This window comes from Pseudonocardia nematodicida, assembly GCF_040105385.1.
Taxonomy (GTDB): Bacteria; Actinomycetota; Actinomycetes; order Mycobacteriales; family Pseudonocardiaceae; genus Pseudonocardia; species Pseudonocardia nematodicida.
In genome coordinates, this window is sequence record NZ_JBEDNQ010000006.1 from 341,970 (window position 1) to 366,454 (window position 24,485).

The window sequence follows — 24,485 nt, forward strand, 5'->3', positions numbered from 1 at the left end:
GCATCAGCTGGGTCGACGTCGTGGTCGTCATCCTGGCGCTGCTGGCGATGGCGTCGGGATGGCGGCACGGGGTCGCGGTCGCGCTGCTGTCGTTCCTCGGCGTGCTGACCGGGGCGGTGCTGGGCCTGCGGCTCGCGCCGCTGGTGGCCGCCCAGGTCGAGTCCCAGGGCGCGAAGGTGCTGCTGGGCATCGGCGCGGTCGTGCTGCTCGTGGCGCTCGGCGAGGCGACCGGTGTCTACCTCGGACGGTTCATCCGGGACCGGATCCACCGCGAGCGGGTCCTGAAGGTCGACTCCACGCTCGGCGCGGGGGTCCAGGCGGTCGCCGTGGTGATCGCCGCGTGGCTCATCGCGCTCCCGCTCGCGTCGACGAACATCCCCACGCTCACCAGCGGCCTGCGTGACTCCCGGGTACTGGCCGGCGTCGACGAGGTGATGCCGAACGCGGCCCGCGCGCTGCCGGCCGAGCTGCGCCAGATCCTCGACGACTCCGGGTTCCCGGACGTCGTCAGCCCGTTCACCCGCACCCCGGTGGCCGTGGTCGACGCGCCGAACCCCGAGCTCGCCCAGGACCCGGTGGTGAACGAGGTCCGGGACCGGGTGCTCAAGGTCCGCGGCCGGGCACCGTCCTGCCGGCGGGCCCTCGAGGGCACCGCCTTCGTCGTCGCCCCGCAGCGGGTGATGACGAACGCGCACGTCGTCGCCGGGACCTCGAGCACCACCGTCGAGGTGACGACGGCGGCCGGGCGCAGCCGTCAGCTGGACGCCACAGTGATCTACTACGACGCCGAGGTCGACGTCGCGGTGCTCGACGTGCCTGCGCTGGAGGAGGAACCGCTGCGGTTCAGCCCGGACCCGGCGCGCGTCGGCGACGACGTGATCATCCTCGGCTACCCGCTGGACGGGCCCTACACCGTCACCCCCGGCAAGGTCCGGGAGCGGATCCGGCTGCGCGGCCCGGACATCTACGACCAGGGCAGCGTGCTGCGCGACGTCTACACCGTGCGGGCCGTGGTCCGCTCCGGGAACTCCGGCGGCCCGATGATCACTCCGGACGGCCGGGTCGTCGGTGTGGTGTTCGGCGCCGCACTGGACGACGCCGAGACCGGGTTCGTGCTGACCGCGGAGCAGGTCTCGGCGGCGCTGAACGTGGCCGCCGCCGGCGGGGCGGCGCCGGTCGACACCGGGAGCTGCGCCTCCTGACCCTCCCCACCTCTCGCATCTCGCGATATGGGAGCGGTTGGCCGGATCGTGGGACGCGGTCGTAGCGTGAGGTCGTGCCCGCCCCGACCGACGTGACCCGGAGCCGGCGTCGCTGGGTGGTCCTCGGCGCCGGGGTGCTCGCCCAGACGGCGGCCTGCTCGTTCGTCTACGGGGTGCCGTTCCTGGTGCCGCTGCTGCGCGACCAGGACGGCTTCTCGCTCGCCCGGGTCGGCGTGTACGTGGGCGCGCCCACCGCGGGACTGCTGCTGACGCTGATCGCCTGGGGCGCCGCCGCGGACCGCACCGGGGAACGACGGGTGATCGCCGCGGGGCTCGTGGTCTGCGCGACGGCCGTGGCGGGCGCGGCCCTGCTGCCCGACCCGGGCGGCGCGGCCACGATCGCGCTGTTGCTGCTCGGGGGTGCCGGCGCGGCCTCGGTGTTCGCGGCCAGCGGCCGGATGGTGATGGGCTGGTTCGCCGTCCGTGAGCGCGGGACGGCCATGGGGATCCGGCAGACCGCGCAGCCGCTCGGTGTGGCGCTGGCCGGGCTCACGCTGCCCTCGCTCGGCGTGGCCGTCGGGTCCTGGACGGCGCTGCTGCTGCCCGCGGTGCTGTGCCTGATCAGCGCCGTGGTCGTGCTGGCCTTCGCACCGGACCCGCCACGTCCGGTCCGGCCCGAGGGGGCCCCGCCGGAGGGCTCGCCGTACCGCACGCCGCTGCTGTGGCGGGTGCACGGTGCGTCGGCGCTGCTGGTCGTGCCGCAGTTCGCGGTGGCCGCCTTCGGGACCGAGTACCTGGTGCGCGAGCAGGGCTGGGGCGTCGCGGCCGCGGGCGCGTTCGTCGCCGCCGGCCAGGTCGCCGGGGCGCTGGGCCGGATCGCGTCCGGCTGGTGGTCGGACCGGGTGGGCTCCCGGCTGCGGCCGATGCGCCAGGTCGCGGCGGCGGCGGTCGTCGTCCTGCTGCTGTTCGCCCTCGGTGACGCGGTCGCCGGCTGGCTGGCCGTCGCGATGCTCGCGATCGGGGCGGTCGTCACGGTCGCCGACAACGGCCTGGCCTTCACCAGCATCGCCGAGCTCGCCGGGCGGAGCTGGTCCGGCCGCGCGCTGGGCGTGCAGAACACCGGGCAGAACGCCGTCGCCTCGGCGGTGCCGGTGGCCCTCGGCGCGCTGGTCGGGGCCGCCGGCTACGGCATCGGCTTCGCCGTCGCCGCGCTGGCGCCGCTCGTCGCGGTCGCCGTGACCCCGGTGCGGCACGAGCACGCCGCCCGCGAGGCCCGCGCCACCCACTGACCGGCCGGCGAACGCGCCCTCCGGGCCCACACTCATGACGCTGTGGTTCGGCGATACCGAACCACAGCGTCAGGAGTCAGGGGTGGGTGGAGGAACGGAGGACACCGATCAGCGGGTGATGGTCTGTTCGCGGCCGGGGCCTACTCCGATCGCGGAGACCGGGGCACCGGTCAGCTCCTCGATCCGCTGCACGTAGGCCTGCGCCGTGGCGGGCAGGTCGTCCCAGGTCCGGGCGCCGGAGAGGTCCTCGAACCAGCCCGGCATCTCCTCGTAGACCGGGACGGCGTGGTGGAAGCCGGTCTGGGTCATCGGCATCTCGTCGACCCGGTGGCCGTCGACCTCGTAGCCGACGCAGATCGGCACCGACTCGAGCCCCGACAGCACGTCGAGCTTGGTCAGGAACACGTCGGTGATCCCGTTGACCCGCACGGCGTACCGGCCGATCACCGCGTCGAACCAGCCGCAGCGCCGGGCCCGGCCGGTGTTCACCCCGACCTCACCGCCGGTCTTCCGCAGCCATTCGCCCATCTCGTCCAGGAGCTCGGTCGGGAAGGGGCCCGAGCCCACGCGGGTGGTGTAGGCCTTCAGGATCCCGATCACCCGGGTGATCTTGTTCGGCCCGATGCCGGAGCCGACCGAGGCACCGCCGGCGGTCGGGTTCGACGAGGTCACGAACGGGTAGGTGCCGTGGTCGACGTCGAGCAGGGTGCCCTGCGACCCCTCCAGCAGCAGCGTCTCGCCGCGCTCGAGCGCCTCGTTCAGCATCAGCCGGGTGTCGACGATCTTCTCGGCGAACTCCTTCGACTGCTCCAGGACCGTGTCGACGACCTCGTGGAAGTCCAGCGCCCGCCGGTTGTAGACCTTGACCAGGATCTGGTTCTTCAGCTCGAGGGCCGCCTCCACCTTCTGGTGCAGGATCTTCTCGTCGAGCAGGTCCGCCGCGCGTACGCCGACGCGGGCGACCTTGTCCTGGTAGGCCGGGCCGATCCCGCGCCCGGTGGTGCCGATCTTGGCCTTGCCCAGGTAGCGCTCGGTCACCCGGTCGATCGCCACGTGGTACGGCATGATCAGGTGCGAGTCCGCCGAGATCAGCAGGCCGGAGGTGTCGACGCCGCGGCGCTCGAGCCCGGCCTTCTCCTCGATCAGCGCCTCGGGGTTCACGACGACGCCGTTCCCGATGACGTTCTTCACGCCCGGCGAGAGGATCCCCGACGGGATCAGCTTCAGCGCGAAGTCGCGGCCGTCGGGCGTGACGACGGTGTGCCCGGCGTTGTTCCCGCCCTGGTAGCGGACGACCCAGCCGAACTCGCCACCGAGCAGGTCGGTCGCCTTGCCCTTGCCCTCGTCGCCCCACTGGGCTCCGATCAACACGATTGCGGGCATGTAAGAGACTCCAGTCGCACACACGTCGGCACGGCCGCGGATCCGGCGTGCGTCCCGGTTTCCGCGGCGGGGAGGGTACTCGATCAGTGGTTCCGACCGGCCCCGAAGCGGTGCTGCTCGCCTGCGCGCCCGAGAGCGAGCAGCGGCGACACCGTCTTCTGTTCCACGGTATCCGGCGCGGCGCGCGGCGTGAACGCCCACCGTCGTCGCTGGCCGCCGATCCCGCGGTGCGCTCGGTCACCGTCGGCCCGCGGCCCGGCAAGGACGCGGTCGACCCGCTGCTCGCCGAGCATCCCGGTGTCCGGCTGATCGTGCACGGCGACGACGCCGACCTGGCCGCCGTGCTCGTGCGGCTGCTGCGCCGAGAGGCGCTGACGACCGAGGTCGGCTACCTCCCGACGTCCCGGCGGTCGGCGGCCGCCGCGGCCTGGGGGCTGCCCCGGTCGTTCGCCGACGCCGCGGCGCTCGCCCGCGGCGGGACCGCCCGGCCGATGCCACTGGTGCGCGACGACAACGGTGGCGTGCTCGTCGGCCGGGGTGTGCTGCCCGACCTGCACGGCGAGGCCTACTGCGACTCGACCCGGGTGTTCGCCGGGCGGATCCCGCGGCTGGTCGTCGAGGCCGGGCCGGACGGCGTCGTCGTCCGGGGCGGGAAGGGTGTGCGCGCGACCACCGGTCGGGCGATCCAGATCGGCACCACCGGCGCCACCCCGGTCCGCGACGGCGTGCGCTACCCGCGGGAGATCAAACGCTGGGCCTGGTACCGGCACACCGAGCCCTGGTACCCGGTGCTCCCGAGGAGTTGACTCGTCCCTCGGGGGAGACTCGACGCTCTCGTAGGAGCCGAGGGGGTGACGATGGACGAGTTGATGCCGATCGGCCGGTTCTCCCGGCTGTGCTGGCTCAGCATCAAGGCGCTGCGCGTGTACGACGAGGCGGGCCTGCTGACGCCGGCGCACGTCGACCCGTACTCCGGGTACCGTTACTACCTCCCCCGACAGGCCGGCACCGCCCGCGCCATCGCCACCCTGCGCTCGCTCGACATGCCGCTGGCGGAGATCCGCGCGGTCGTGACCGAGTCCGATCAGGACCGTGTGCGCGACCTGCTGGACCACCACCGGACGGTGCTCGAGCAGCGCCTGGACCGTCATCGACACATGCTCGGCCGTGTCGAGACCTTCATCCGGAAGGGAATCGTCATGACCTACGAGATCAGCACCCGGGACATCCCCGCCACCGACGTCGTCGGGACCGAGTTCCACTCCTCGCCGGAGTACATCGGGGAGGGTTGCAGCCGGGCCTACCCGGTGCTCTTCGGCGCGCTCGCCGCGGCCGGTGCCACGCCCGCGGGGCCGCCGCACCTGCTCTACCACTCCGTCGACGACGACGGGTGGCGCCTGGAGGCGGCCGTCCCGGTCACCGGGACCGGCGGTCTCGGCGCGCTCCCGGAGGGCCTGACCGTGCACCGGGTCGGCGGCGGCCGGGCCGCGGTCACCCGGCACGTCGGCCCGTACGACGAGCTGGGCATCGCCTACCGCGAGGTCGAGGCGTGGATCGAGGCGCAGGGGCTCGCGTCCGCCGGGACCTGCTACGACGTCTACCTCAACGACCCGGCCGAGGTGGCTCCGGACAAGCTGGAGACCGAGATCGTCTGGCCGGTCCTCCCGGCCTGACCCGTTCCGCGTGTCTCAGGCCGCGGCGCGCAGACCCTCGTCCGGGCGGCGGTGGTAGGAGTCCACATAGGTCTGCCCGGACAGGTCGGCGATCGCGTCCATGATCTCGTCGGTGACCGCCCGCCGGATCGCCGGCGCGCCCTCCAGCCCCTCGTAACGGCTGAACTCCAGGGGCTCGCCGAACCGGATCTCGACCCGGGCCAGCCGGGGGAACCGGCGCCCGACCGGCTGCACGCGCTCGGTCCCGCGCAACCCCACCGGGACGACGACGGCTCCGGTCGACAACGCCAGGCTCGCCACCCCGGTGTGCCCGCGGTGCAGCATGCCGTCCAGCGAGCGGGTGCCCTCCGGGTAGATCCCGAACACGCCACCGCGGGACAGCACGGTGCGGCCCGCGTCGAGGGCGGCGAGTCCGGCGCGCACGTTGCCGCGGTCCACCGGGATGTAGCCGAGCGCGCGCAGGAAACCCGCGGCGAGCCTGCCGCGCAGGCCGCAGCCGGTGAAGTACTCGGCCTTGCCCAGGAACGCGACCGGGCGCGGGGCGACGAGCGGGATGAAGGCGGTGTCGACGGCGGCCCGGTGGTTCGCGGCGAGGATGACCGGGCCGGAGTGCGGGATGTGGTCGGCCCCGAGCACGCGCGGGCGCCACAGCACGCGTACCAGGGGGGCGAGGACGTACCGGATGAACAGCTGCACGCGCGGACCCCGATCACTTCGACGACGGCGGCGACCGCACCACGTCGTGCCAGGGGACTCCGAGGGTGTCCCGGCGCCGGACGAAGTGCCGATTCTGCTCCGCGCGGGCCCCGCGAGGAACCCCCGTGCCGCCGGATCCGCCCTAATAGCCGACTCCGTCGTCGCCGACCGCGGAGGTTCAGCTGCCGGAGTCCGGCGGCGGCAGCTGCTCGCGCAGGGCGCGCATCGCCTCGCCCCGCGTCATCCCGGTCGCCTGCAACAGGTCGACGGCGATCGAGCGGACCTGGGCCACGCACACCGGCACCGACACCGACGGCGCGGTGGGCACGGCGCCGGCCGGGTCCCCGCGGTCGTCGCCGGTGACGTCCGGGGTCTCGGCATCGGCGCCGTCGGTGGCGGTGGCGGTGGCGGTGGCAGTGGCATCGGAGTCGGTGGCGTCGGTGTCGGTGGCGTCGGCGTGGTCGGTGCCGTCCGGGCCGGGGGCGGACCGGTAGGCCTCCCCGGCGAGCACCGTCGCCCGGTGCACGGACTCGAGCAGCACCGGCCGGACGCGCTCGCGGTCACCGTCCTGACCGAGCTCGCGGATCAGGGCCCCGATCGGGATCACCAGGTCGGAGATCGCGTCGGCGAGCTGGGGCGGGAGCCGCTCGCCGTCCTCGATCGCGGTGAGCGCCCGCCGCGCCAGGACACGGGCGTTGCGGTGGGCGTAGTCGGCGCGCACGGACAGCTCGCGGTAGCGGAGCAGCATCCGGCGCCGGGGGCGGTGCATCGGCGAGACCGCGGCGACCTCGCCCGCGGAGCCGACGGCGGTGCGCAGCGCGTCGATCACCGGCTGGGTGTCCCGGGCCCGCCGCAGCGCCCGCGCCGCGAGCTCGGCGTCGGAGTCGCGCAGCGCGGTGGCCACCTCGGTGAGCACGGTGGCCAGGTCGTCGAGCACCCGGCGGGCCTCCCGGCGCACGATCCGGACCGGGTTGACCGGGAACGCGGCCGCGATGAGGATGCCGGCCCCGCCGCCGATCAGCGCGTCCACACAGCGGTCGATCCCACCCATGTCACTGGGCGGGAGCAGGGTCGCCACGAGCACGGCGGACGCGCCGGCCTGCGCGACGATCAGGTTGCCGCCGTCGAAGAAGGTGGCGAGCGCGATCGCGATCGCGACGACCAGGATCAGCTGCCAGACCCCGCTGCCGATCTCGGCGATCAGCAGGTCGCCGACGAGCACACCGAGGCTGACCCCGACCACCAGCTCGGCGGCCCGGCGCAGCCGCGAGTTCAGCGAGACCCCGAGGCTGATCACCGCGGCGATCGGGGCGAAGAACGGCCGCTCGTGCCCGACCAGATCGCCGGCGACCCAGAGCGCGAGACCGGCCGCGAACGCGCACTGCAGGATCGGCAGCCAGGACGCCCGCAGCCGGCGGACGCCGAGCCGGCCGCGGGTGCGGACCCGCCGGCCGGCCCCCTGCCACAGATCCGATGCGGACCTCGGCACCGTGGCCTCAGCCCAGGCCGAGCGCGCCGAGAGCCTCCGGATCGGAGTCGGAGATCAGCGTCCGCAGCCGCTCGACCTCGGGGGTCTCGCCGATGCCCTCGGCGGCCCGGAGCAGGGCACCGGTCGACCGGAGGAAGCCGCGGTTCGGCTCGTGCGCCCACGGCACCGGCCCGAAGCCCTTCCAGCCGTTGCGGCGCAGGGCGTCCAGGCTGCGGTGGTAGCCGGTGCGGGCGTAGGCGTAGGCGGCGACGGTGTCACCGGCGTCCAGTGCGCGCTCGGCCAGCGCGGCCCACGCGAACGACGACGACGGGTTCGCCGCGGCCACCGACGCCGGGTCGGCGCCCCCCGCCAGCTCGGCCGCCGCCGGGTCCACCGGCAGGCGCGTGGCATCGGGCTCGAGCAGGTTGCCGTGCAGACTCATGTGCCCATGGTGCGCTACGCGCTCGTGAGTGGTCATCGCGGTCCCGGCCGCGACAACCACTCACGAGCGCGACAGCGCCGTCCCGGCGGACTTGAGCGACTCGCAGGCCTCGATCACGCGCTCGCTCATCGCGACCTCGGCCTTCTTCAGGTACGACCGCGGGTCGTAGGCCTTCTTGTTGCCGACCTCGCCGTCGATCTTCAGGACGCCGTCGTAGTTGGAGAACATGTGCGCCGCGATCGGACGGGTGAAGGCGTACTGGGTGTCGGTGTCGACGTTCATCTTGATGACGCCGTAGCCCAGCGACTCGTGGATCTCCTCGAGCAGCGAGCCCGAGCCGCCGTGGAAGACCAGGTCGAACGGCTTCTCGCCGGCACCGGCACCGAGCTTCTCGCGAGCCACCTCCTGGCCCTGCTTCAGGATCTCCGGGCGGAGCTTGACGTTGCCCGGCTTGTAGACGCCGTGCACGTTGCCGAAGGTCGCGGCCAGCAGGTAGCGGCCCTTCTCGCCGGCGCCGAGCATCTCGACGGTGCGCTCGAAGTCGCCGGGCGCGGTGTAGAGCTTGTCGTTGATGTCGTGCGCGACACCGTCCTCCTCGCCGCCGACGACGCCGATCTCGACCTCGAGCACGATCTTCGCCTTGACCGCCTCGTCGAGCAGCTCGGCCGCGATCTTGAGGTTCTCCTCGAGCTCGACCGCGGAGCCGTCCCACATGTGCGACTGGAACAGCGGGTTCTGCCCCTTGTTCACGCGCTCCTGGCTGATCGCGATCAGCGGGCGGACGAAGCCGTCGAGCTTGTCCTTGGGGCAGTGGTCGGTGTGCAGCGCGATGTTCACCGGGTACTTGTCCGCAACGACGTGGGCGAACTCGGCCAGGCCGACCGAGCCGGTGACCATGTCCTTCACCCGGGTCCCGGACAGGAACTCGGCACCGCCGGTGGAGACCTGCACGATGCCGTCCGAGCCCGCCTCGGCGAACCCGCGCAGCGCGGCGTTCAGGGTCTCCGTGCTGGTCACGTTGATCGCCGGGTAGGCGAACTCGCCGCTCTTGGCGCGGTCCAGCATCTCGTTGTAGATCTCGGGCGTGGCGATCGGCACGGTCGGCCTCCTCGACGTTCGCGGTCGCTGCGGTCACAGCGCTTCGGCGGTCAGTATCACGCACTCACGGGGGTGTGCGACCGCTGTCGCCCGATGCCACTGATCACCCTTACGGACGGTGGATCGGACGAGCCGCGAAGATCGTCAGGGGTGGTCGCTAGGCTGGTCCCCGTGGAGGAGGAGCGGGCGGAGAACGCCGTCGACCGGACGCTCGGTCGGTTGCGCGCCATCGACACCCGTCCGGCGCCCGAGGGCACCGGGCCGTTCGCGACCCCGCTTCCCCCGGACGGGCCAGGCGGGTCGGGCGGCCATCCGGCCGAGCAGCCGCTGACGCTCGCCGATCTGTATCGCGACCACCGGCTGCGGCTGGTCCGCCTGGCAATGCTGCTCGTCGACATCCCGGCCACCGCCGAGGACGTCGTGCAGGAGGCCTTCACCGGGCTGCACCGGCACTGGACGGGCCTGCGGGACGAGACCGCCGCCGTCGCCTATCTGCGCGCGGCGGTGGTGAACGGCTCCCGCTCGGTGCTGCGCCGCCGTCGCACGGCCCGGGAGTACGTGCCGCCGCACGCGGCGAACGCCCGGTCGGCCGAATCGCTCGCCATGCTCTCGGCCGAGCACCAGTCGGTCGTCGACGCGCTCGGGTTGCTCCCGCCGCGGCAACGGGAGGTGCTCGTGCTGCGCTACTACGGCGGCCTGACCGAATCGGAGATCGCCGAGGCGGCCGGGATGAGCCGGGGCACGGTGAAATCGACCGCCAGCCGCGCGCTCGACGCGGTCCAGCGGATCATGGCCGACCAGCAGGCCGGCGCGGCCGGCCGGCGCGGCACGGCGGGAGACGTGCGATGACCGGACCGCAGGACCCGCACCGGGACGAGGCGGCCCGCCGGGTGGGCGAGGCGCTGCAGGCGCAGGCCCGCGGGCGCCCGATGCCGACGTCGCGGCAGGCGGCCCCGCCGCCGGGGCCACCGCGGGTCCCGGGCCGGGTCCCGCCGCCCGCGCCACGTCCGGCTCCGCCCCGGGACCGCCCCGCGCCGTCCCCGGCCGCCCGGTCCGGCGCCGGCGCGACGACCGCCGGGTCCGCGACCACCCAGATCGTATGGGCCGCGGTGATCGCGCTGCTGGTCGGCGCGCTGCTCGGTGGTGGCCTCGCACTGGTGTCGGTGCTCCTGCCGGGAGCACTGCCGCCGATCGGCTGATCCGGCGGGCGGTTCCCGACCCGGTGTCCGATTCGGAGTCCGGCGTCCCGGGTCCGGCGGCATCTGCCGGTCCGGGGGCGTCCGCGCCCCGGTACCGTTTCATCTCGTGACGGTTCTCGCCTCGTGGCTCGACCCGGCGGTCATCATCTCCTCGCTCGGCCCGTGGGCCCTGGTCGGAGTCGCCGCGATCGTCTTCGCCGAGTGCGGCCTGCTGCTCGGCTTCTTCCTGCCCGGGGACTCGCTGCTGTTCACCGCCGGGCTGTTCGTCGCCCAGGGCGCGATCGGCGTCCCGCTGTGGCTGGTGTGCGTGGTGCTGGTCGTGGCCGCCGTCGCCGGGAACGCGGTCGGGTACGGGATCGGCTACCGGGCCGGGCCCGCGGTGTTCGACAAGCCGAAGTCGCGGCTGTTCGACCCGAAGCACGTACAGCGGACACACGTGTTCTTCGAGCGCTACGGCACCCGGGCCGTCGTGCTCGGGCGGTTCGTGCCGATCGTGCGGACCTTCATCACGGTCAGCGCAGGTGTCGCGCGGATGGATCCGCGACGCTACCTGACCTACTCGCTGCTCGGTGGGATCGCCTGGGCCGCCGGGGTCACGGTGCTGGGGTATCTGCTGGGCGGGTTCGCGTTCGTCCGCGACCACATCGACCTGATCCTGGTCGCGGTCGTGCTGGTGTCGGTGCTGCCGATCGTCGTCGAGGTGATCCGGGCGCGGTCCATCGCGCGGCGCACCGCGCCCGCCGGGCCGGAGGTCGCGGACCCGACCGCCGCGACCCTGCGGATGCCGGTGGTCGACTCCCGGCGCCGCGACGACGATCCGCGCCGCCCCCGGCGCTGACCCTCGCCCGGCCCCGGCCCCCACCCCGTTCACCGTCCCGCGCACCGCGCCCCGCGGCTCCGCCGAGATACGTGTCAGCGGGCTCTGGAGATCGACAACTCCCTCTGAGGCGCATCTCGGCGGGGATTCGGGAGCGCCCGGCGGGAGCAGGCCTGCCGCCACCCACCGGCACGCGCCGCATCCTCCGCCGGCGTCCGGCCCCGTGCTCCGCCCGCTTCGCACCCGTCGCGGGGTCGTCGCTGGGGGGGCGAAGCTCGACGAACCGGTGTGCAGCGCTCCCTCACCAGGCGGTGGACGGGTCCGCGTGCTGCCGGATCCAGGTGTGCATCACGATTCCGGCGGCGACGCCGGCGTTGATCGACCGGGTCGAGCCGAACTGGGCGATCGACACCGCGAGGTCGGCGGCGTCCCGGATCTCCGCGGACAGGCCGGGTCCCTCCGAGCCGAACGCCAGTACGCAGTCGCGGGGCAGCTCGGTGCGCTCGAGCGGCACCGCGCCGGGCAGGTTGTCCACCGCCACCACGGCCAGGCCGAGCGCGCGGGCGGCGTCCACGAGGTCCGCCGCGGTCGCGTGGTGGTGCAGCGCCAGGTAGCGGTCGGTGACCATCGCGCCGCGCCGGTTCCACCGCCGTCGTCCCACGATGTGCACGCCGGCCGTGCCGAACGCGTTCGCCGTCCGGACCACGGTCCCGATGTTGTGGTCGTGCCCGGGGTTCTCGATCGCGACGTGGAACGGGTGCGCCCGGCGGGCCAGGTCCGCGGCGACCGCCTCCCGTCGCCAGTACCGGTAGCCGTCGACCACGTTGCGCCGGTCACCGTGCTCGAGCAGCTCGGGGTCCCAGTGCTCCCCGACGGGCCACGGCCCGTCCCACGGCCCGACACCGACCTGTCCCGGGACCGACCACTCGCTCGGCCCCGTGTCCCCGGCGGGATCCGGGTCGGGGGGTGGCGAGGTCATCCCAGCTGCAGGTCGGCCAGCCCCAGCAGCGCCCGGTAGGGCACGCCCTCGGCCTCGACGGCCTGCCGCGCACCGGTGTCCCGGTCGACCACGGTGCACACCCCGACGACGTCGCCGCCGGCCTGCAGCACCGACCGCACCGCGGTGAGGGCGGACCCGCCGGTGGTCGAGGTGTCCTCCACGACGAGCACCGGGCGACCGGCGACGTCCGGCCCCTCGATGAGCCGCTGCATGCCGTGCCGCTTGGTCTCCTTGCGGACCACGAAGGCGTCGACCGGGTCGGCGTCCGGATCCTGGGCGACGGCGTGCAGCACCGCGGTCGCGACCGGGTCCGCGCCGAGCGTGAGGCCACCGACGGCCCGGTAGCTCCAGTCCGCCGTCAGGTCCCGCAGCAGCCGCCCGATCAACGGGGACGCCTCGTGGTGCAGCGTGACGCGGCGCAGGTCGACGTAGTAGTCGGCCTCGGCACCCGAGGACAGCGTGACCTTCTCGTGCACGACGGCGAGGTCGCGCACCAGCGCGGCCAGCCGGGCCCGGTCGCCGTGCGCGCTCACGTGCGGTCCCTGTCGAGGCCCGCGAGGAGCCGGCGCAGCACCGGGCGGGGGAGCACCCCGGCCAGCCCGACGATCGCCTTGTACTGCCGTGACGGCACCGATACCACCCGTCCTCTGTCCAGATCGGTCAAGCCCTCGTCGACCACCCGCGAGGCCTCCAGCCACAGCGGGCCGCGGCGGGCGCCGGCGTCGATCCCGGCCCGCTCGTGGAACTCCGTACGCACGTATCCGGGGCACAGCGCCATCGCGCGGACCCCGGTGCCCTGCACCGCCCGCGCGATGCCCTCGGTGAACGCGACGACCCACGCCTTGTCCGCGGAGTAGGTCGACCCGCGACCGGACAGGAACGCCGCCACGCTCGCGACGTTCACCACCGCCCCGGCCCCGCGGTCGACCATGCCGGGCACCGCGGCCCGGGTCAGCTCCAGCACGCTCGCGACGTTGACCTGCAGCTGGCGGTTCAGGTCCGCCGGGTCGCACCGCAGGAACGCCGAGCCGAGCGCGAGCCCGGCGTTGTTGACCAGCAGGTCCACCGGCGCGACGTCGGGATCGGTCAGCCGCCGGGTCACGCGGGCCCGCTGCTCGGCGTCGGCCAGGTCCGCGGGCAGCACCTCGACGGCGACGCCGAGGTCGCGGTAGCGCGACGCGGCGGCCTGCAGGCGGTCCACGTCGCGGGCCACGAGCACGAGGTCGCGGCCGTCGGCGGCGAGCCGGTCGGCGAAGGCGGCCCCGATCCCCGACGACGCGCCCGTGATCATGACGGAGGGCACGCGGCGAGCGTAGTCCGTCGGTCCCGACCCCACGCGCGCGCGGCGGGACCGCGCTACACGGAGTGTGACTCTGCCGACACTGTTGCGTAGCGACCTCGTGAGACGGACCGCTCTCGCGTGCTCGGCCGTTATCGACCCTTTACCGTCGAGGCATGACGTCCGAGGCGCTGTCGATCCGGCGACCCGACGACCCGTCCCGGCCCGGGACCGGTGAGCTCCCCACCGGCCCCTCTCCCCGGCACTCCCGCGTCGCCGTCGTGGGTTCGGGCTTCACGGGTCTCGCGGTCGGGCTCGCGCTGCTGCGCCGGGGGGTCCACGACTTCGTGCTGCTGGAGCGCGCCGACGACGTCGGCGGCGTCTGGCGGGACAACACCTACCCGGGCGTCGGCGTCGACACCCCGTCGCCGCTCTACCAGCTGCGCGCCATGACGAACCCGGACTGGTCGGCGTTCTACGCCCCCGGCCACGAGGTGCAGGACTACGCCCGCCGGCTGGCGCGCTCGACCGGCCTGCTCTCCCACGTCCGGTTCGGTGCGGACGTGCTGTCCGCCCGGTGGGACGACGGCGAGACCTGCTGGCGGATCGACACGCCGCTCGGCGAGTTCACCGCGGACGTGCTCGTCAGCGCCGCGGGATTGGTCGCGGACCCGAAGCTGCCCGACGTGCCCGGACTGGCCGAGTTCGACGGCCCGGTGTTCCACTCGGCGCGCTGGGACCACGCGACCGAGCTCGCCGGGAAGCGCGTGGCGGTCGTCGGGACCGGGGCGACGGCCGTCCAGCTCGTCCCGGAGCTGCAGCCGGTGGTCTCCGAGCTGCACGTCCTGCAGCGGACCCCGGCCTGGATCATGCCGAAGCCGGAGCGCCCTGTCGGTGAGCGGACCCGCCGCGCGATCGCCGCCAGCCCGACGCTGTCGAAGGTGCAGTTCGACCTGATCTACGCCGGCGCCGAGGTGCTCGCCGCGACCCGCCGGTCGAAGTGGCTGCGCGACACGCTGACGAAGGTCGGACGCCGGCACCTGGCCGCCCAGGTCCCGGATCCGGAGCTGCGGGAGCGGCTCACCCCGGGCTTCGACTACGCCTGCAAGCGCCCGCTGGTCTCGAACACCTACCTGCCGGCGATGAACGCGCCGAACAGCATGCTGCACACCGGGGGGCTCGCCCGCGTCGCGGGGAACACCGTCGTCTCCGGCGACGGGACGTCCGCCGAGGTGGACGCGATCGTGCTCACCACCGGGTTCGAGGTCGGGGCGACCGCACCGATCGCGCACCGCATCCACGACGCCCGCGGCCGGTCGCTGCACGACCACTGGGGTGCCTACCCGCGCGCCTACCTGGGCATGAACTACCCGGGCTTCCCGAACCTGTTCCTCATGCAGGGCCCGAACGCCACCAGCGGCGCGAGCTCGACGCTGCTGTTCTCCGAGACGCAGGCCCGCTACGTCGCCGACGCGGTCTGCCGGATGGCCGACGAGGGCATCAGCGCGCTCGACGTGCGCCCCGAGATCGAGGCCCGCTGGACCGAGCGGATCCGGCGCCGCTCGTCCCGGACCGTGTACGAGACCGGTGGCTGCTCCAGCTACTACCAGAACGACGAGGGCTTCAACGTCGTCATGTGGCCGGCGAACACCCTCGAGTACCAGCTGCGCACCCGGCGGTTCCGGCTGGCGCCGTTCCGCGCCGTGCGCGGCCGGACCGGCGCCGGACGCCCGCTGGAGCCGCTGCGGCCGGTCCGCCTGGCCGCCACGGCCTGACGGCCCTGTGAGTACTTTTCGTGGTCCTGACCACGAAAAGTACTCACAGGTGCCAGCGGCGCGCTTGGTCGGCGAGGGCGGTGCGGGTGGGTTCGTCCAGGAAGGACGACTCGAAGGAGTTCACGGCCAGGGTGCGCAGCTCGTCGTCGCCGAACCCGAGCCCGTCGCGGACGGCGGCGTAGTTCTCGTCGACGTAGCCGCCGAAGTAGGCCGGGTCGTCGGAGTGCACCGAGACGTTGAGCCCGGCCGCGAGCATCTCCGGCAGCGGGTGCAGCCCGATCCCGGGCACGGCGCCGAGCCGGACGTTCGACAGCGGGCAGACGGTCAGCGGGGTGCGGTCCCGTGCCAGCCGGGCCACCAGCTCGTCGTCCTCGATCGCCCGGATGCCGTGGTCGACGCGGCGGACTCCGAGGTCGTCGAGGGCCTCCCGGACGTAGGACGGCGGCCCCTCCTCACCGGCGTGCGCGACCGGCTCGAGACCCAACGCCCGCGCCTTGCCGAAGACGGCCGCGAACCCCGACGGCGGGTGGCCGACCTCGGCGGAGTCGAGTCCCACGCCGACGATCCGGTCCAGGAACGGCTCGGCGGCACGCAGTGTCGCCTCGGCGTCGGCGGCCGGCTGGTCGCGCAGGAAGCAGAGGATCAGCCCGGCCGAGACGTCCCCGGCGTGCGCGTCGATCGCGTCGGTGAGCCCGCCGACGACGTCGCTCATCGGCACGCCGCGCGCGGTGTGCGCCTGCGGGTCGAAGAACATCTCGACGTGCCGCACGCCCTGGTCCGGGCAGCGCCGCAGGTAGGCCGACGCCAGCTCGGCGAAGTCCTCCCGGGTCCGCAGCACCGCCATGTTGGCGTAGTAGATGTCCAGGAAGGACTGCAGGTCGGTGAAGCTGTACCGGGCCCGCAGGTCGTCGACGTCGGCGTACGGGAGCTCGACGTCGTGCCGCCGGGCCAGCTCGAACACGGTCTCCGGTTCGAGCGTGCCCTCGATGTGCAGGTGGAGCTCGGCCTTGGGCAACGGCGGGGTCCCGGTCGTCGTCATCGAACGGATCATCCCCGCCCGGCCGTGAGGCCTGCCGCGCGGGTCACCGGCTCGCCGGGCCGGCGGCACCCGACCGGCTGCGCGCCTGGTCGCGGAGCGCCGCGGCGGCGCGGGCGCGCTGCTCGGGGGTGCGCGCGGCGCCGGGCAGGTAGTGCGCGGAGCGTGCGCAGGTGGTCGCGGCGTCGAGCGCGCGGCCCGGGGCCGGGCGGGCCGGCAGGTCCGGCAGCCGGGCGTGCGCACGCGTCGGGCGCGGGCCGGGCGCCGGGACGGAACCTCCGCCGAGCGCCGTCGCCGCGAGGTCGGTGTGCGCCGGATCGGTGGGCTCCGGGAGGGACGCGACGCCATCCGGAGCCGGGGCGACGGGCCCGCGGTCGCAGCCCGGAGCCGGGACCGGTCGACGCGGGTGGGCGGGCGCCCGCGACGGCAGGACCCCACTGCCGGCGGGCCGCGGCCCGGCAGTCGGCACCACCGACGGCGCCTCCGGGACCGGCGCGGCGGTCGGCGCCGGGACGGCCGGCGTCGCCCCAGCAGCCGGGGACGACGCGGTGGTCGGCAGCAGCGGCCCCCGGGTGGCGTCGGCGAGGAGCTCGGCGCCCCGGCGGGCGGCCCGTGCGCCGGTCCCGAGGACCCGGCGGGACAGCCCACGCAGACCGGGACGCCCGCTCGCGGCGGGACACTGCCCGGCGTCGAGCTCGGAGAGCAGCGTCTCGACCCTCTCGATCGTCCCCGGGTACCCGTCGCCGCTCCCGGCGGTGCGGGCCCGCACCCCGGTGCCGGCCAGGGTGGGCGCGAGCGCGGCGACGAAGGACTGCGCCCACTCGGCCGCCGGGCGGTCGGCCGGCGCCGGCGATCCCCCGGTGACGACGATCGCGCCCTCCCCGCGGGCGAGCATCCCGGGGAGCGCGGCGTGGGTGAGGCGCATCGTCGCCGTCACCCCGAGGTCGATGCGTGCCTGCTGCTCCTCGGCGTGCACCGAGGCGACGCCGGGGGCCTCGGCGACGGCGTCGTGCACCAGCACGTCGACCGCCGGGGCGGTGGCGCCGGAGAGCAGGGCCTCGACCCGGAGGAGCCCGTGCCGGGTCGCCAGGTCGGCCACCAGGACGTCGGTCCGGACGCCGTAGCGACCGGCGACCGTGCCGGCGGTCGCGTACGCCGCACCGGGGTCCCGGGTGACGAGGAGCAGGTCGTGTCCGCGGGAGGCGAGCCGGTCGGCGAGCACCGCGCCGATCCCCGTGCCGCCACCGGTGATGAGAGCCAGAGCCACCCGATCAGGCTATCCACACCCGGACGGGGTACCGCAATCGGGTGGTCACTTGAAGTGTCGGAAACAGAACTCAGAGTAGATGTTCGCTGGTCAGGACTCGATCGTGGGGCGCTTCGCGTAGAGCCCCTCTTCCAGCGCGGTCGCCACCTCGGCGAGGTCGGCCAGCAGGTCCTGCATCCGGTCGGCGGAGATGCCGACCGGCGCGGCGGCCAGCACCCAGGTGTCCTCGGCCCAGAGCAGCTCGACGTCCTCGCCGATCGCGTCGCTGGCGTCGGCCAGTCGCGGGGTCAGCAGCGGGCGGACCGCGTCGGCGTCGCTGACGAAGGCGTAGCGCTCGCCGACCGGCTCCAGCAGGTCGAGGCCGGCGTCGTCGGGCAGCGGCGCGGACGGCAGCCGGAGCTCGACGGCCGCCGGCAGCGACTCGGTGACCTGCACCGCGCACAGCACCGAGCTGATCCGCCCGGCCTGCTCGTGGTCGAAGGCGTGGGCCTTGCGCGGGCCGTCGGGGGTGGGCACGTCGCCGGAGACCAGGTTGCGGGCCACCCCGGGTCCGCCCTGGTGGATGGTCCCGTAGCGCCAGCGGCTGGGCAGCACGGGGTCGGAGTCGAGGTACTGCCACTCCCGCAGGGAGGCCCAGCGCCTGCGGTCGCGCGTCGCGCCCCCGCGGAACCGGTCGAAGACCAGCAGGCCCACGCCGACTCCGATCGCGACAACGGCGATGACGAACCAGACCGACATGCCGCGGAGCGTAGCCGTGATCCGGGCGGCAGGGCGGTTCCGCCACGGCCCGGACGTGCACCTTTCCGGGTACGCAGCCCGCTCAGCCGGCCGGCTCGTTCCACTCCGATGCGGTGGCGCGGCGGTCGGAGTCGTTCTTCGCGAACTCCAGGGCGGCGTCCCGGGCGCTGGTCCCGATCTTCTCGACGACCGCCGAGCCGCCCACCGGGGGACGCAGGCGCAGCGTCCGCTCCAGGTTCTCCGCCGCCGCGCTCGCCCGCCCCAGCAGGGACACGACGTCGTCGATCCGGCGCGCGATCCGCTGGGCGAGCAGTGCGGCATCGAGCAGGAGCGCCGAGAGCCCGGCCGGTACGGCGAGACCGGCGCTCACCGCGGCGGCGATGCCCCATGCGCAGAGCTTGATGATCAGCCAGCTGACGAAGTCGGCGATGAGGTCCCGGACGATCGCACGCTCGGTGCCGACCAGCGACGCCGACGACAGCACCAGGTCGGCCACCTCGGCGGCGGTTCCGGACAGCGTCCGGGTCCGGTCCAGCTCGCCCGTCGCGGCCCGCGCGAAGGCCGATCCCGCGTCGCCGGTCCATCCCGCGGAGGCGACCGCGATCGCACCCTCCAGGATGTCGGCCGCGGCACCGAGATCCCGGGACGTGCGCTGCCAGTCCCGCGCCCGCGCCAGGATCTGGTCGGGGTCGCCGCACAGCTGGTCGAGCGGCTCACGGAGGAATGCGAAGTGCTCGATCGCCCAGCCGACTCCCGCGCTGCTGAGCTCACGAACCGGATCCGCGACCAGGCCGAGGGTGTCGAGCCCGGCGACGGCCGTGGCGACCCCGACACCGACGGCGTCCTGCTCCCGGACCGCGGTGGAGACGTCGTCGATCGAGGAGAGGACGCCGGCGCCGGCGTAGGGATCCGGGGAACCGGCGGGCGAGGTCTCCACCGGCGGCGCCGTCATCGCGGGGCTGCCGGGTCCTCGACGAACGGGTCGCCCCGCGGGACGTCGATCGCGGTGAGCAGCTGCACGGTCGCGAGCTCGCCGCGGAGGTACTCGCCGGCCGCATCCTTGGCGTCCGAGGAGAGTTCCGCGAGCGACCGGGACAGCGCCCGGATGCCGTAGGCGCCCGACCGCATGGCCCGGGTGGCGCTCGACGCGAAGAGCCTTCCGGCCATGCCGTACGCCTCGGTGTCCAGGTCGGTGTGCGACGGCTCCAGCGCGGACACCGTCTCGGCGAGGTCGTCGAGCACGCCGCACTGGATCCCGACGACGTCGGGATCGACCCGGAACGCGCCGGCGCCGGTCACCATCCCGGCTCCGACATCAGCGGCGCCATGATCGCCTCGACCTGCTCGGCGGCGTCCGCTGCGGCCTCCCGGGACAGGCGCAGGACCGTCTCGGCCAGCCGGGCCCGTGGCATGTCCTCGGCACGGGCCCCGAGCGTCAGGGCCGCCAGCGCACCCGACGACCCGACGGTGACGCTGACGGCGCCGTCCCGGGTCGCGGCGGTCGCGGCGACGGCGGCGACCCGGGTCCCCGCCTCCTCCGCGCGCACCCGGATCCGCTCGACGCGCTCGCGGTACTCGGACAGCCAGGTGTCCACATCGGTGGTGGGGGCCGTGGTGGTGGGTCGCTCCATGCGCCGGGACGATGACGCCTGCCGCCCCGGCGCACGGCCGAGTCCACGGATCAGTTCGCGATCGCCACCGGATCCGCGCCCGACAACGCCCGGCCCACGACCAGCCCACCGGTCCCACCGGACGCCGACGGGTCCAGGTCGACCCGCACGGTGTCGCCCTCGCGCACCGCCCCGGAGAGCAGCTCGCGGGCGAGCTGGTCGCCGATCGAGGACTGCACCAGCCGGCGCAGCGGGCGGGCGCCGAAGACCGGGTCGAACCCGTTCATCGCCAGCCACTCGCGGGCGGCGTCGGAGACCTCGAGGGTCAGCCGCCGCTTCGCCAGCCGCCGACCGAGCACACCGACTCCGATGTCGACGATGTGGGTCAGCTCGTCGGTGGACAGCGCGTGGAAGACCACGATGTCGTCGAGCCGGTTGAGGAACTCCGGCTTGAAGTGCGTCCGGACGATCGCCATCACCGCGTCGCGGCGGCCGCGGTCGTCGAGCGAGGCGTCGGCGATGGCCTGGCTGCCCAGGTTGGACGTCAGCACCAGGATGGTGTTGCGGAAGTCCACCGTGCGGCCCTGGCCGTCGGTGAGCCGGCCGTCGTCGAGCACCTGCAGGAGCGTGTCGAAGACGTCCGGGTGGGCCTTCTCGACCTCGTCGAGCAGCACCACCGAGTACGGCCGCCGCCGGACGGCCTCGGTGAGCTGGCCGCCCTGGTCGTAGCCGACGTAACCGGGCGGGGCGCCGACCAGGCGGGCCACCGAGTGCTTCTCGGAGTACTCGCTCATGTCGATGCGGACCATCGCCCGCTCGTCGTCGAACAGGAACTCCGCCAGCGCCTTGGCCAGCTCGGTCTTGCCGACACCGGTCGGGCCGAGGAACAGGAACGAGCCGGTGGGCCGGTTCTCGTCGGCGACCCCGGCGCGGGCGCGGCGGACCGCGTCGGACACCACCCGGACGGCCTCGGCCTGGCCGACGACGCGCTGCGCCAGCTCGTCCTCCATGCGCAGCAGCTTGGCGGTCTCGCCCTCCAGCATCCGGCCGGCGGGGACGCCGGTCCAGGAGCTCACGACGTCGGCGACGTCGTCCGGGCCGACCTCCTCCTTGAGCATGACGTCGTCCTGCTTCTCCACGACGGCGGTCTTCTCGGCCAGTTCCTTCTCCAGCTGCGGGATGCGCCCGTAGCGCAGCTCGGAGGCCCGGCCCAGGTCGCCGTCGCGCTCGGCCCGCTCGGACTCGCCACGCAGCTGCTCGAGCTGCTCCTTGAGCTCGCGGGTCGCCTCGATCGCGCCCTTCTCGTTCTGCCAGCGCGCGGTCAGCGCGGAGAGCTCCTCGCGCTTCTCGGCCAGCTCCGCGCGCAGCGCGACGAGCCGGTCGGCCGACGCCGGGTCGCTCTCCTTCTCCAGCGCCATCTCCTCGATCTCCAGCCGGCGCACCGCACGCTCCACGGTGTCGATCTCCACCGGTCGTGAGTCGATCTCCATGCGGAGTCGGGAGGCGGCCTCGTCGACCAGGTCGATGGCCTTGTCCGGGAGGAACCGGGCGGTGATGTAGCGGTCGGAGAGGGACGCCGCGGCGACGAGTGCGGCGTCGGTGATCCGGACGCCGTGGTGCACCTCGTAGCGCTCCTTCAGCCCGCGCAGGATGCCGACGGTGTCCTCGACGCTCGGCTCGCCGACCAGCACCTGCTGAAATCGGCGCTCCAGGGCCGGGTCCTTCTCGATGTGCTGGCGGTACTCGTCGAGCGTGGTGGCGCCGACCATCCGCAGCTCACCGCGGGCGAGCATCGGCTTGATCATGTTGCCGGCGTCCATCGCACCCTCGCCGGACGCGCCCGCACCGACGATCGTGTGCAGCTCGTCGATGAAGGTGATGACCTGACCGGCCGAGTCGGTGATCTCGGCGAGCACGGCCTTGAGCCGCTCCTCGAACTCGCCGCGGTACTTCGCCCCGGCCACCATGGAGCCCAGGTCGAGCGCGACGACCCGCTTGTTGCGCAGCGACTCCGGCACGTCGCCGGCCACGATCCGCTGGGCCAGGCCCTCGACGATCGCGGTCTTGCCGACGCCCGGCTCGCCGATCAGCACCGGGTTGTTCTTGGTGCGCCGGGAGAGCACCTGCACGACGCGGCGGATCTCGGTGTCCCGTCCGATGACGGGGTCGAGCTCGCCGTCGCGGGCGCGCGCGGTCAGGTCCTGGCCGTACTTCTCCAGCGCCTGGTAGCTGCCCTCGGGATCCGGGCTGGTCACCCGGGCCGAGCCGCGGACCCTGCCGAACGCCTCGCGCAGCGCGTCCGGCGTGGCGCCGTGCCGCTGCAGGAGCTGGGCGACCGGCCCGCCGGCCTGCGCGAGCCCGACGAGCAGGTGCTCGGTGGAGACGTACTCGTCGCCCATCTCGGTGGCGAGCTGCTGGGCGGCGGTGATCGCGGCGAGCGCGTCGCGGGACAGCTGGGGCGCGCTCACCGAGGAACCCGAGGCCGACGGCAGCCGGTTCCCCAGCGCGGTCAGCTCCTTGCGGACGGCATCGGCGTCGGCGCCGACGGCGGCCAGCAGCGGCGCGGCGATGCCGTCGCCCTGGGCGAGCAGCGCACCGAGCAGGTGGGTCGGGCCCACGTCCGGGTTGCCGGCCAGCGTCGCGGCCTGGACGGCGGCGGAGACGGCCTGCTGGGTACGGGTGGTGGGGTTGAAGGAGTCCATGCTCCGCGTTCCTCCCGGTTCTTCGCTGTCGCGGTGGTCTGGAGAGCGCCCGGCCCGCGGGCACCAGTCTGCCCGGGCCGCGCTCCGTCGACACGTACTGCGGTCGACACCTTCAACGGCAGGAAAGTTGAGTCTGTTCCACTCAATCGCGGGAATCGTGCGGAGACGCCGACGGCCCGGACCCCGCGGGAGCAGCGGAATCCGGGCCGTCGGACCGAAGTGCTAGATCACTGCACGTCGCCCGAGCCGGGGGAGAGGATGCTGTTGCGGCTCAGGTTGTCGTTCAGGAAGTCGGAGCAGTTGCCGATGTTGCCGACGTTCCCGGTGATCGGGGCCTGGGCCAGGACGTTCGCCAGGGAGGCGCCGTTCTCGCCACTGGTGGCCTGGTCGCCGCTCACGAACGCGCAGGTGCGGGCGTCGACCTCGCCGCGGGGGCCGCGGTCACGGTCGTGCCCGTCGCCGGCCAGCGCCATCGGAGCCGCAGCGGCCAGCGCACCGGCAACCGCGAGCGAGACCAGACCGACCTTCTTCTTGTTCGACAGCATTGGATTTCCTCCTCGTAGATTCCTTGGGAGACGTTCCGGTTCACGAGGATCCGGGTCGTCCGATCGTCATGACCGAGCGTGCTCGTTCAGTGGCGATCTGTGGGGGTCAACGAGGGTGATCTTGGCAGGTCACGCGTTTTGCGTCACCTGATCAGGCTAGTCACTGACAGTGTCGAAAACGGCATCGTTTCACCGTGTTCAGCCGGTCCAGCGACCGTCGTCGAGCCGGCGACCGGCATGATCGACCCGCTCGGTGGGAATGATCTGTTCAGCGGTGTGTCGGACGGCGGCGCAACGACTTCGCCGAGCCCGTGCCGAGGTGCGTCGTGCTCGGAAATCGTCGCCTCGGCGGCCGCGGAACGCGTGCCGGCGTGCCCTTCGCGCCGAAGAAGTCGCCGCCCTTGCGCGCCGGATCGTCGGTGCCCCACGCCCGCCGCTGTGTCACCCGCTCCATCCGCGGGATGTGCTTGCGGCAGTGGATGTAGGCCTCCTCGACCGTGACCACCACCCAGCGCTCCGCGCGGCGACCGGCGAGTGAGTCCCGGCCGCGGTCGGGATAGGAGGCGTGGAAGGCGTCGTCGTCCATGACCCGGGCCCGGCCGTTGACGTGCAGGCCGATCAGCGAGTCGACGAAGTCCACCATCAACAGTCCGATGTGCGGGTTCTCGACGAGGTTGCCGAGGCTGGCGTAGACCCCGTTGCCGCGGTACTCGGGGTAGGCGAGCGTGAACTCGTCGAGCACCAGCAGGAAACCGGGCGGCCCCGCGCGCAGCGAGTTGTCGCACTCGCCGTGCGCGTCGGCGGTGGCGATGAAGGCCATCTCCATCCGCCCGATGAACTCGACCATCCGCGGCAGCAGCCGGTCACGCAGCTGGTCGTCGTAGAAACGGTCCGCGCGGGCCTTGCTGTCGAGCTCCGCCTGCAGGGCGTGCTCCCCTGTGGAGCCGGGCCGGTCCGCGCGAACGTCCGCACCGGGCGGGACGGTGTCGGGAAGGGTCGCGGCGTGGTCCCGAGCAGGGATCACCGGGGCGGGGGGTCGCTGCGGCACGTCCGTAACCGTGCCATCGGAGTCCGTTGAGGACCAAACGATCACCGGTCAGCGCGCCACCCGCCCGCCACGTCGGCATTCCCCGCCGCGGGCGCTATCCTGACCGCGGCGCTACCCACGCCAGGCCGAGTGACCACCGTCCCCGAACGGATGACCCGTGAACGCACCGATCGCCTCACCCGCACGGAGTGGGCTGATTGCGATGAGTCATTACGGCG

At 73.8% G+C, this 24,485-nt stretch carries 25 protein-coding genes; 8 read left to right on the plus strand and 17 right to left on the minus strand.

Features of this window, described 5'->3' with window-relative positions; translation table 11 throughout:
* Nucleotides 1-2 precede the first annotated feature (2 nt).
* Both WIS52_RS16975 and WIS52_RS16980 read left to right on the plus strand, forming a co-directional pair.
* A complete protein-coding gene (locus WIS52_RS16975; RefSeq protein ID WP_379611311.1) occupies nucleotides 3-1,202 on the plus strand; it encodes a MarP family serine protease in 1,200 nt (399 codons plus the stop codon).
* A 74-nt stretch (nucleotides 1,203-1,276) separates the two neighbouring features.
* On the plus strand, nucleotides 1,277-2,491 hold the full coding sequence (locus tag WIS52_RS16980) for an MFS transporter (RefSeq protein ID WP_349299232.1): 1,215 nt from the start codon (nucleotides 1,277-1,279) through the stop codon (nucleotides 2,489-2,491).
* Nucleotides 2,492-2,599: 108 nt separating this feature from the next.
* Here WIS52_RS16980 and WIS52_RS16985 read toward each other — a convergent pair whose 3' ends face one another.
* Nucleotides 2,600-3,874: an adenylosuccinate synthase gene (locus tag WIS52_RS16985; RefSeq protein WP_349299233.1), complete on the minus strand. Its 1,275-nt coding sequence runs from the start codon at nucleotides 3,872-3,874 to the stop codon at nucleotides 2,600-2,602.
* An 86-nt stretch (nucleotides 3,875-3,960) separates the two neighbouring features.
* Here WIS52_RS16985 and WIS52_RS16990 point away from each other — a divergent pair, with 86 nt between their 5' ends.
* Nucleotides 3,961-4,680 carry a hypothetical protein gene (locus tag WIS52_RS16990; RefSeq protein WP_349299234.1) on the plus strand — a complete coding sequence of 240 codons (720 nt, stop codon included), beginning with the start codon at nucleotides 3,961-3,963 and terminating at the stop codon, nucleotides 4,678-4,680.
* 51 nt (nucleotides 4,681-4,731) lie between these two features.
* The gene (locus WIS52_RS16995; RefSeq protein WP_349299292.1) at nucleotides 4,732-5,547 is read left to right on the plus strand and encodes a MerR family transcriptional regulator; all 816 of its coding nucleotides are present in this window, start codon (nucleotides 4,732-4,734) and stop codon (nucleotides 5,545-5,547) included.
* Nucleotides 5,548-5,562: 15 nt separating this feature from the next.
* On the opposite strand, the gene WIS52_RS17000 is transcribed toward WIS52_RS16995, so the two are convergent.
* The 4 genes from WIS52_RS17000 to fbaA form a co-directional block, all read right to left on the minus strand.
* On the minus strand, nucleotides 5,563-6,243 hold the full coding sequence (locus tag WIS52_RS17000; RefSeq protein WP_349299235.1) for a lysophospholipid acyltransferase family protein: 681 nt from the start codon (nucleotides 6,241-6,243) through the stop codon (nucleotides 5,563-5,565).
* Between the two features lie 178 nt (nucleotides 6,244-6,421).
* Nucleotides 6,422-7,732 (minus strand): FUSC family protein, encoded by a 1,311-nt coding sequence (locus tag WIS52_RS17005; protein WP_349299236.1) that lies wholly within the window; start codon nucleotides 7,730-7,732, stop codon nucleotides 6,422-6,424.
* A gap of 7 nt (nucleotides 7,733-7,739) precedes the next feature.
* Entirely contained in the window at nucleotides 7,740-8,153 is a 414-nt protein-coding gene (locus WIS52_RS17010) for a DUF3151 domain-containing protein (protein ID WP_349299237.1), read from the minus strand.
* A gap of 60 nt (nucleotides 8,154-8,213) precedes the next feature.
* Entirely contained in the window at nucleotides 8,214-9,251 is a 1,038-nt protein-coding gene (fbaA, locus tag WIS52_RS17015; protein ID WP_349299238.1) for a class II fructose-bisphosphate aldolase, read from the minus strand.
* A gap of 93 nt (nucleotides 9,252-9,344) precedes the next feature.
* Here fbaA and WIS52_RS17020 point away from each other — a divergent pair, with 93 nt between their 5' ends.
* From WIS52_RS17020 to WIS52_RS17030, 3 genes are all read left to right on the plus strand, one after another.
* Nucleotides 9,345-10,100 carry an RNA polymerase sigma factor gene (locus WIS52_RS17020; protein WP_379611255.1) on the plus strand — a complete coding sequence of 252 codons (756 nt, stop codon included), beginning with the start codon at nucleotides 9,345-9,347 and terminating at the stop codon, nucleotides 10,098-10,100.
* Nucleotides 10,097-10,450, plus strand: coding sequence for a hypothetical protein (locus WIS52_RS17025; protein ID WP_349299240.1), 354 nt, complete (start codon nucleotides 10,097-10,099; stop codon nucleotides 10,448-10,450). Before WIS52_RS17020 ends, WIS52_RS17025 begins: the two co-directional genes overlap by 4 nt.
* Before the next feature lie 106 nt (nucleotides 10,451-10,556).
* Nucleotides 10,557-11,288 carry a DedA family protein gene (locus WIS52_RS17030; protein WP_349299241.1) on the plus strand — a complete coding sequence of 244 codons (732 nt, stop codon included), beginning with the start codon at nucleotides 10,557-10,559 and terminating at the stop codon, nucleotides 11,286-11,288.
* Between the two features lie 280 nt (nucleotides 11,289-11,568).
* Here WIS52_RS17030 and WIS52_RS17035 read toward each other — a convergent pair whose 3' ends face one another.
* Genes WIS52_RS17035 through WIS52_RS17045 form a run of 3 tightly spaced genes read right to left on the minus strand, consistent with a single transcriptional unit; the run spans nucleotide 11,569 to nucleotide 13,570 of the window.
* Nucleotides 11,569-12,246: a TrmH family RNA methyltransferase gene (locus WIS52_RS17035; protein WP_349299242.1), complete on the minus strand. Its 678-nt coding sequence runs from the start codon at nucleotides 12,244-12,246 to the stop codon at nucleotides 11,569-11,571.
* On the minus strand, nucleotides 12,243-12,800 hold the full coding sequence (pyrE, locus tag WIS52_RS17040; RefSeq protein WP_349299243.1) for an orotate phosphoribosyltransferase: 558 nt from the start codon (nucleotides 12,798-12,800) through the stop codon (nucleotides 12,243-12,245). Before pyrE ends, WIS52_RS17035 begins: the two co-directional genes overlap by 4 nt.
* Nucleotides 12,797-13,570: an SDR family NAD(P)-dependent oxidoreductase gene (locus WIS52_RS17045; protein WP_349299244.1), complete on the minus strand. Its 774-nt coding sequence runs from the start codon at nucleotides 13,568-13,570 to the stop codon at nucleotides 12,797-12,799. The genes pyrE and WIS52_RS17045 overlap by 4 nt, the downstream gene beginning before the upstream one ends.
* Before the next feature lie 152 nt (nucleotides 13,571-13,722).
* Between WIS52_RS17045 and WIS52_RS17050 the strand changes: the two genes are divergently transcribed.
* Nucleotides 13,723-15,321 (plus strand): flavin-containing monooxygenase, encoded by a 1,599-nt coding sequence (locus WIS52_RS17050; protein WP_349299245.1) that lies wholly within the window; start codon nucleotides 13,723-13,725, stop codon nucleotides 15,319-15,321.
* A gap of 43 nt (nucleotides 15,322-15,364) precedes the next feature.
* Here WIS52_RS17050 and WIS52_RS17055 read toward each other — a convergent pair whose 3' ends face one another.
* From WIS52_RS17055 to WIS52_RS17095, 9 genes are all read right to left on the minus strand, one after another.
* Nucleotides 15,365-16,360, minus strand: a complete 996-nt coding sequence (locus tag WIS52_RS17055) for an adenosine deaminase (RefSeq protein ID WP_349299246.1) — start codon at nucleotides 16,358-16,360, stop codon at nucleotides 15,365-15,367.
* Nucleotides 16,361-16,403: 43 nt separating this feature from the next.
* Nucleotides 16,404-17,624 carry an SDR family NAD(P)-dependent oxidoreductase gene (locus WIS52_RS17060; RefSeq protein ID WP_349299247.1) on the minus strand — a complete coding sequence of 407 codons (1,221 nt, stop codon included), beginning with the start codon at nucleotides 17,622-17,624 and terminating at the stop codon, nucleotides 16,404-16,406.
* Nucleotides 17,625-17,714: 90 nt separating this feature from the next.
* Nucleotides 17,715-18,362 (minus strand): type III secretion system chaperone family protein, encoded by a 648-nt coding sequence (locus WIS52_RS17065; RefSeq protein ID WP_349299248.1) that lies wholly within the window; start codon nucleotides 18,360-18,362, stop codon nucleotides 17,715-17,717.
* A gap of 82 nt (nucleotides 18,363-18,444) precedes the next feature.
* Nucleotides 18,445-19,314, minus strand: a complete 870-nt coding sequence (locus WIS52_RS17070) for a WXG100 family type VII secretion target (RefSeq protein ID WP_349299249.1) — start codon at nucleotides 19,312-19,314, stop codon at nucleotides 18,445-18,447.
* Nucleotides 19,311-19,664, minus strand: a complete 354-nt coding sequence (locus WIS52_RS17075) for a hypothetical protein (protein WP_349299250.1) — start codon at nucleotides 19,662-19,664, stop codon at nucleotides 19,311-19,313. The genes WIS52_RS17070 and WIS52_RS17075 overlap by 4 nt, the downstream gene beginning before the upstream one ends.
* On the minus strand, nucleotides 19,658-19,993 hold the full coding sequence (locus WIS52_RS17080) for a YbaB/EbfC family nucleoid-associated protein (protein ID WP_349299251.1): 336 nt from the start codon (nucleotides 19,991-19,993) through the stop codon (nucleotides 19,658-19,660). The genes WIS52_RS17075 and WIS52_RS17080 overlap by 7 nt, the downstream gene beginning before the upstream one ends.
* Before the next feature lie 50 nt (nucleotides 19,994-20,043).
* The gene (clpB, locus tag WIS52_RS17085) at nucleotides 20,044-22,674 is read right to left on the minus strand and encodes an ATP-dependent chaperone ClpB (RefSeq protein WP_349299252.1); all 2,631 of its coding nucleotides are present in this window, start codon (nucleotides 22,672-22,674) and stop codon (nucleotides 20,044-20,046) included.
* Between the two features lie 227 nt (nucleotides 22,675-22,901).
* Entirely contained in the window at nucleotides 22,902-23,219 is a 318-nt protein-coding gene (locus WIS52_RS17090; RefSeq protein WP_349299253.1) for a hypothetical protein, read from the minus strand.
* Nucleotides 23,220-23,487: 268 nt separating this feature from the next.
* Entirely contained in the window at nucleotides 23,488-24,267 is a 780-nt protein-coding gene (locus tag WIS52_RS17095) for a pyridoxamine 5'-phosphate oxidase family protein (RefSeq protein ID WP_349299254.1), read from the minus strand.
* Between the last annotated feature and the right edge of the window lie 218 nt (nucleotides 24,268-24,485).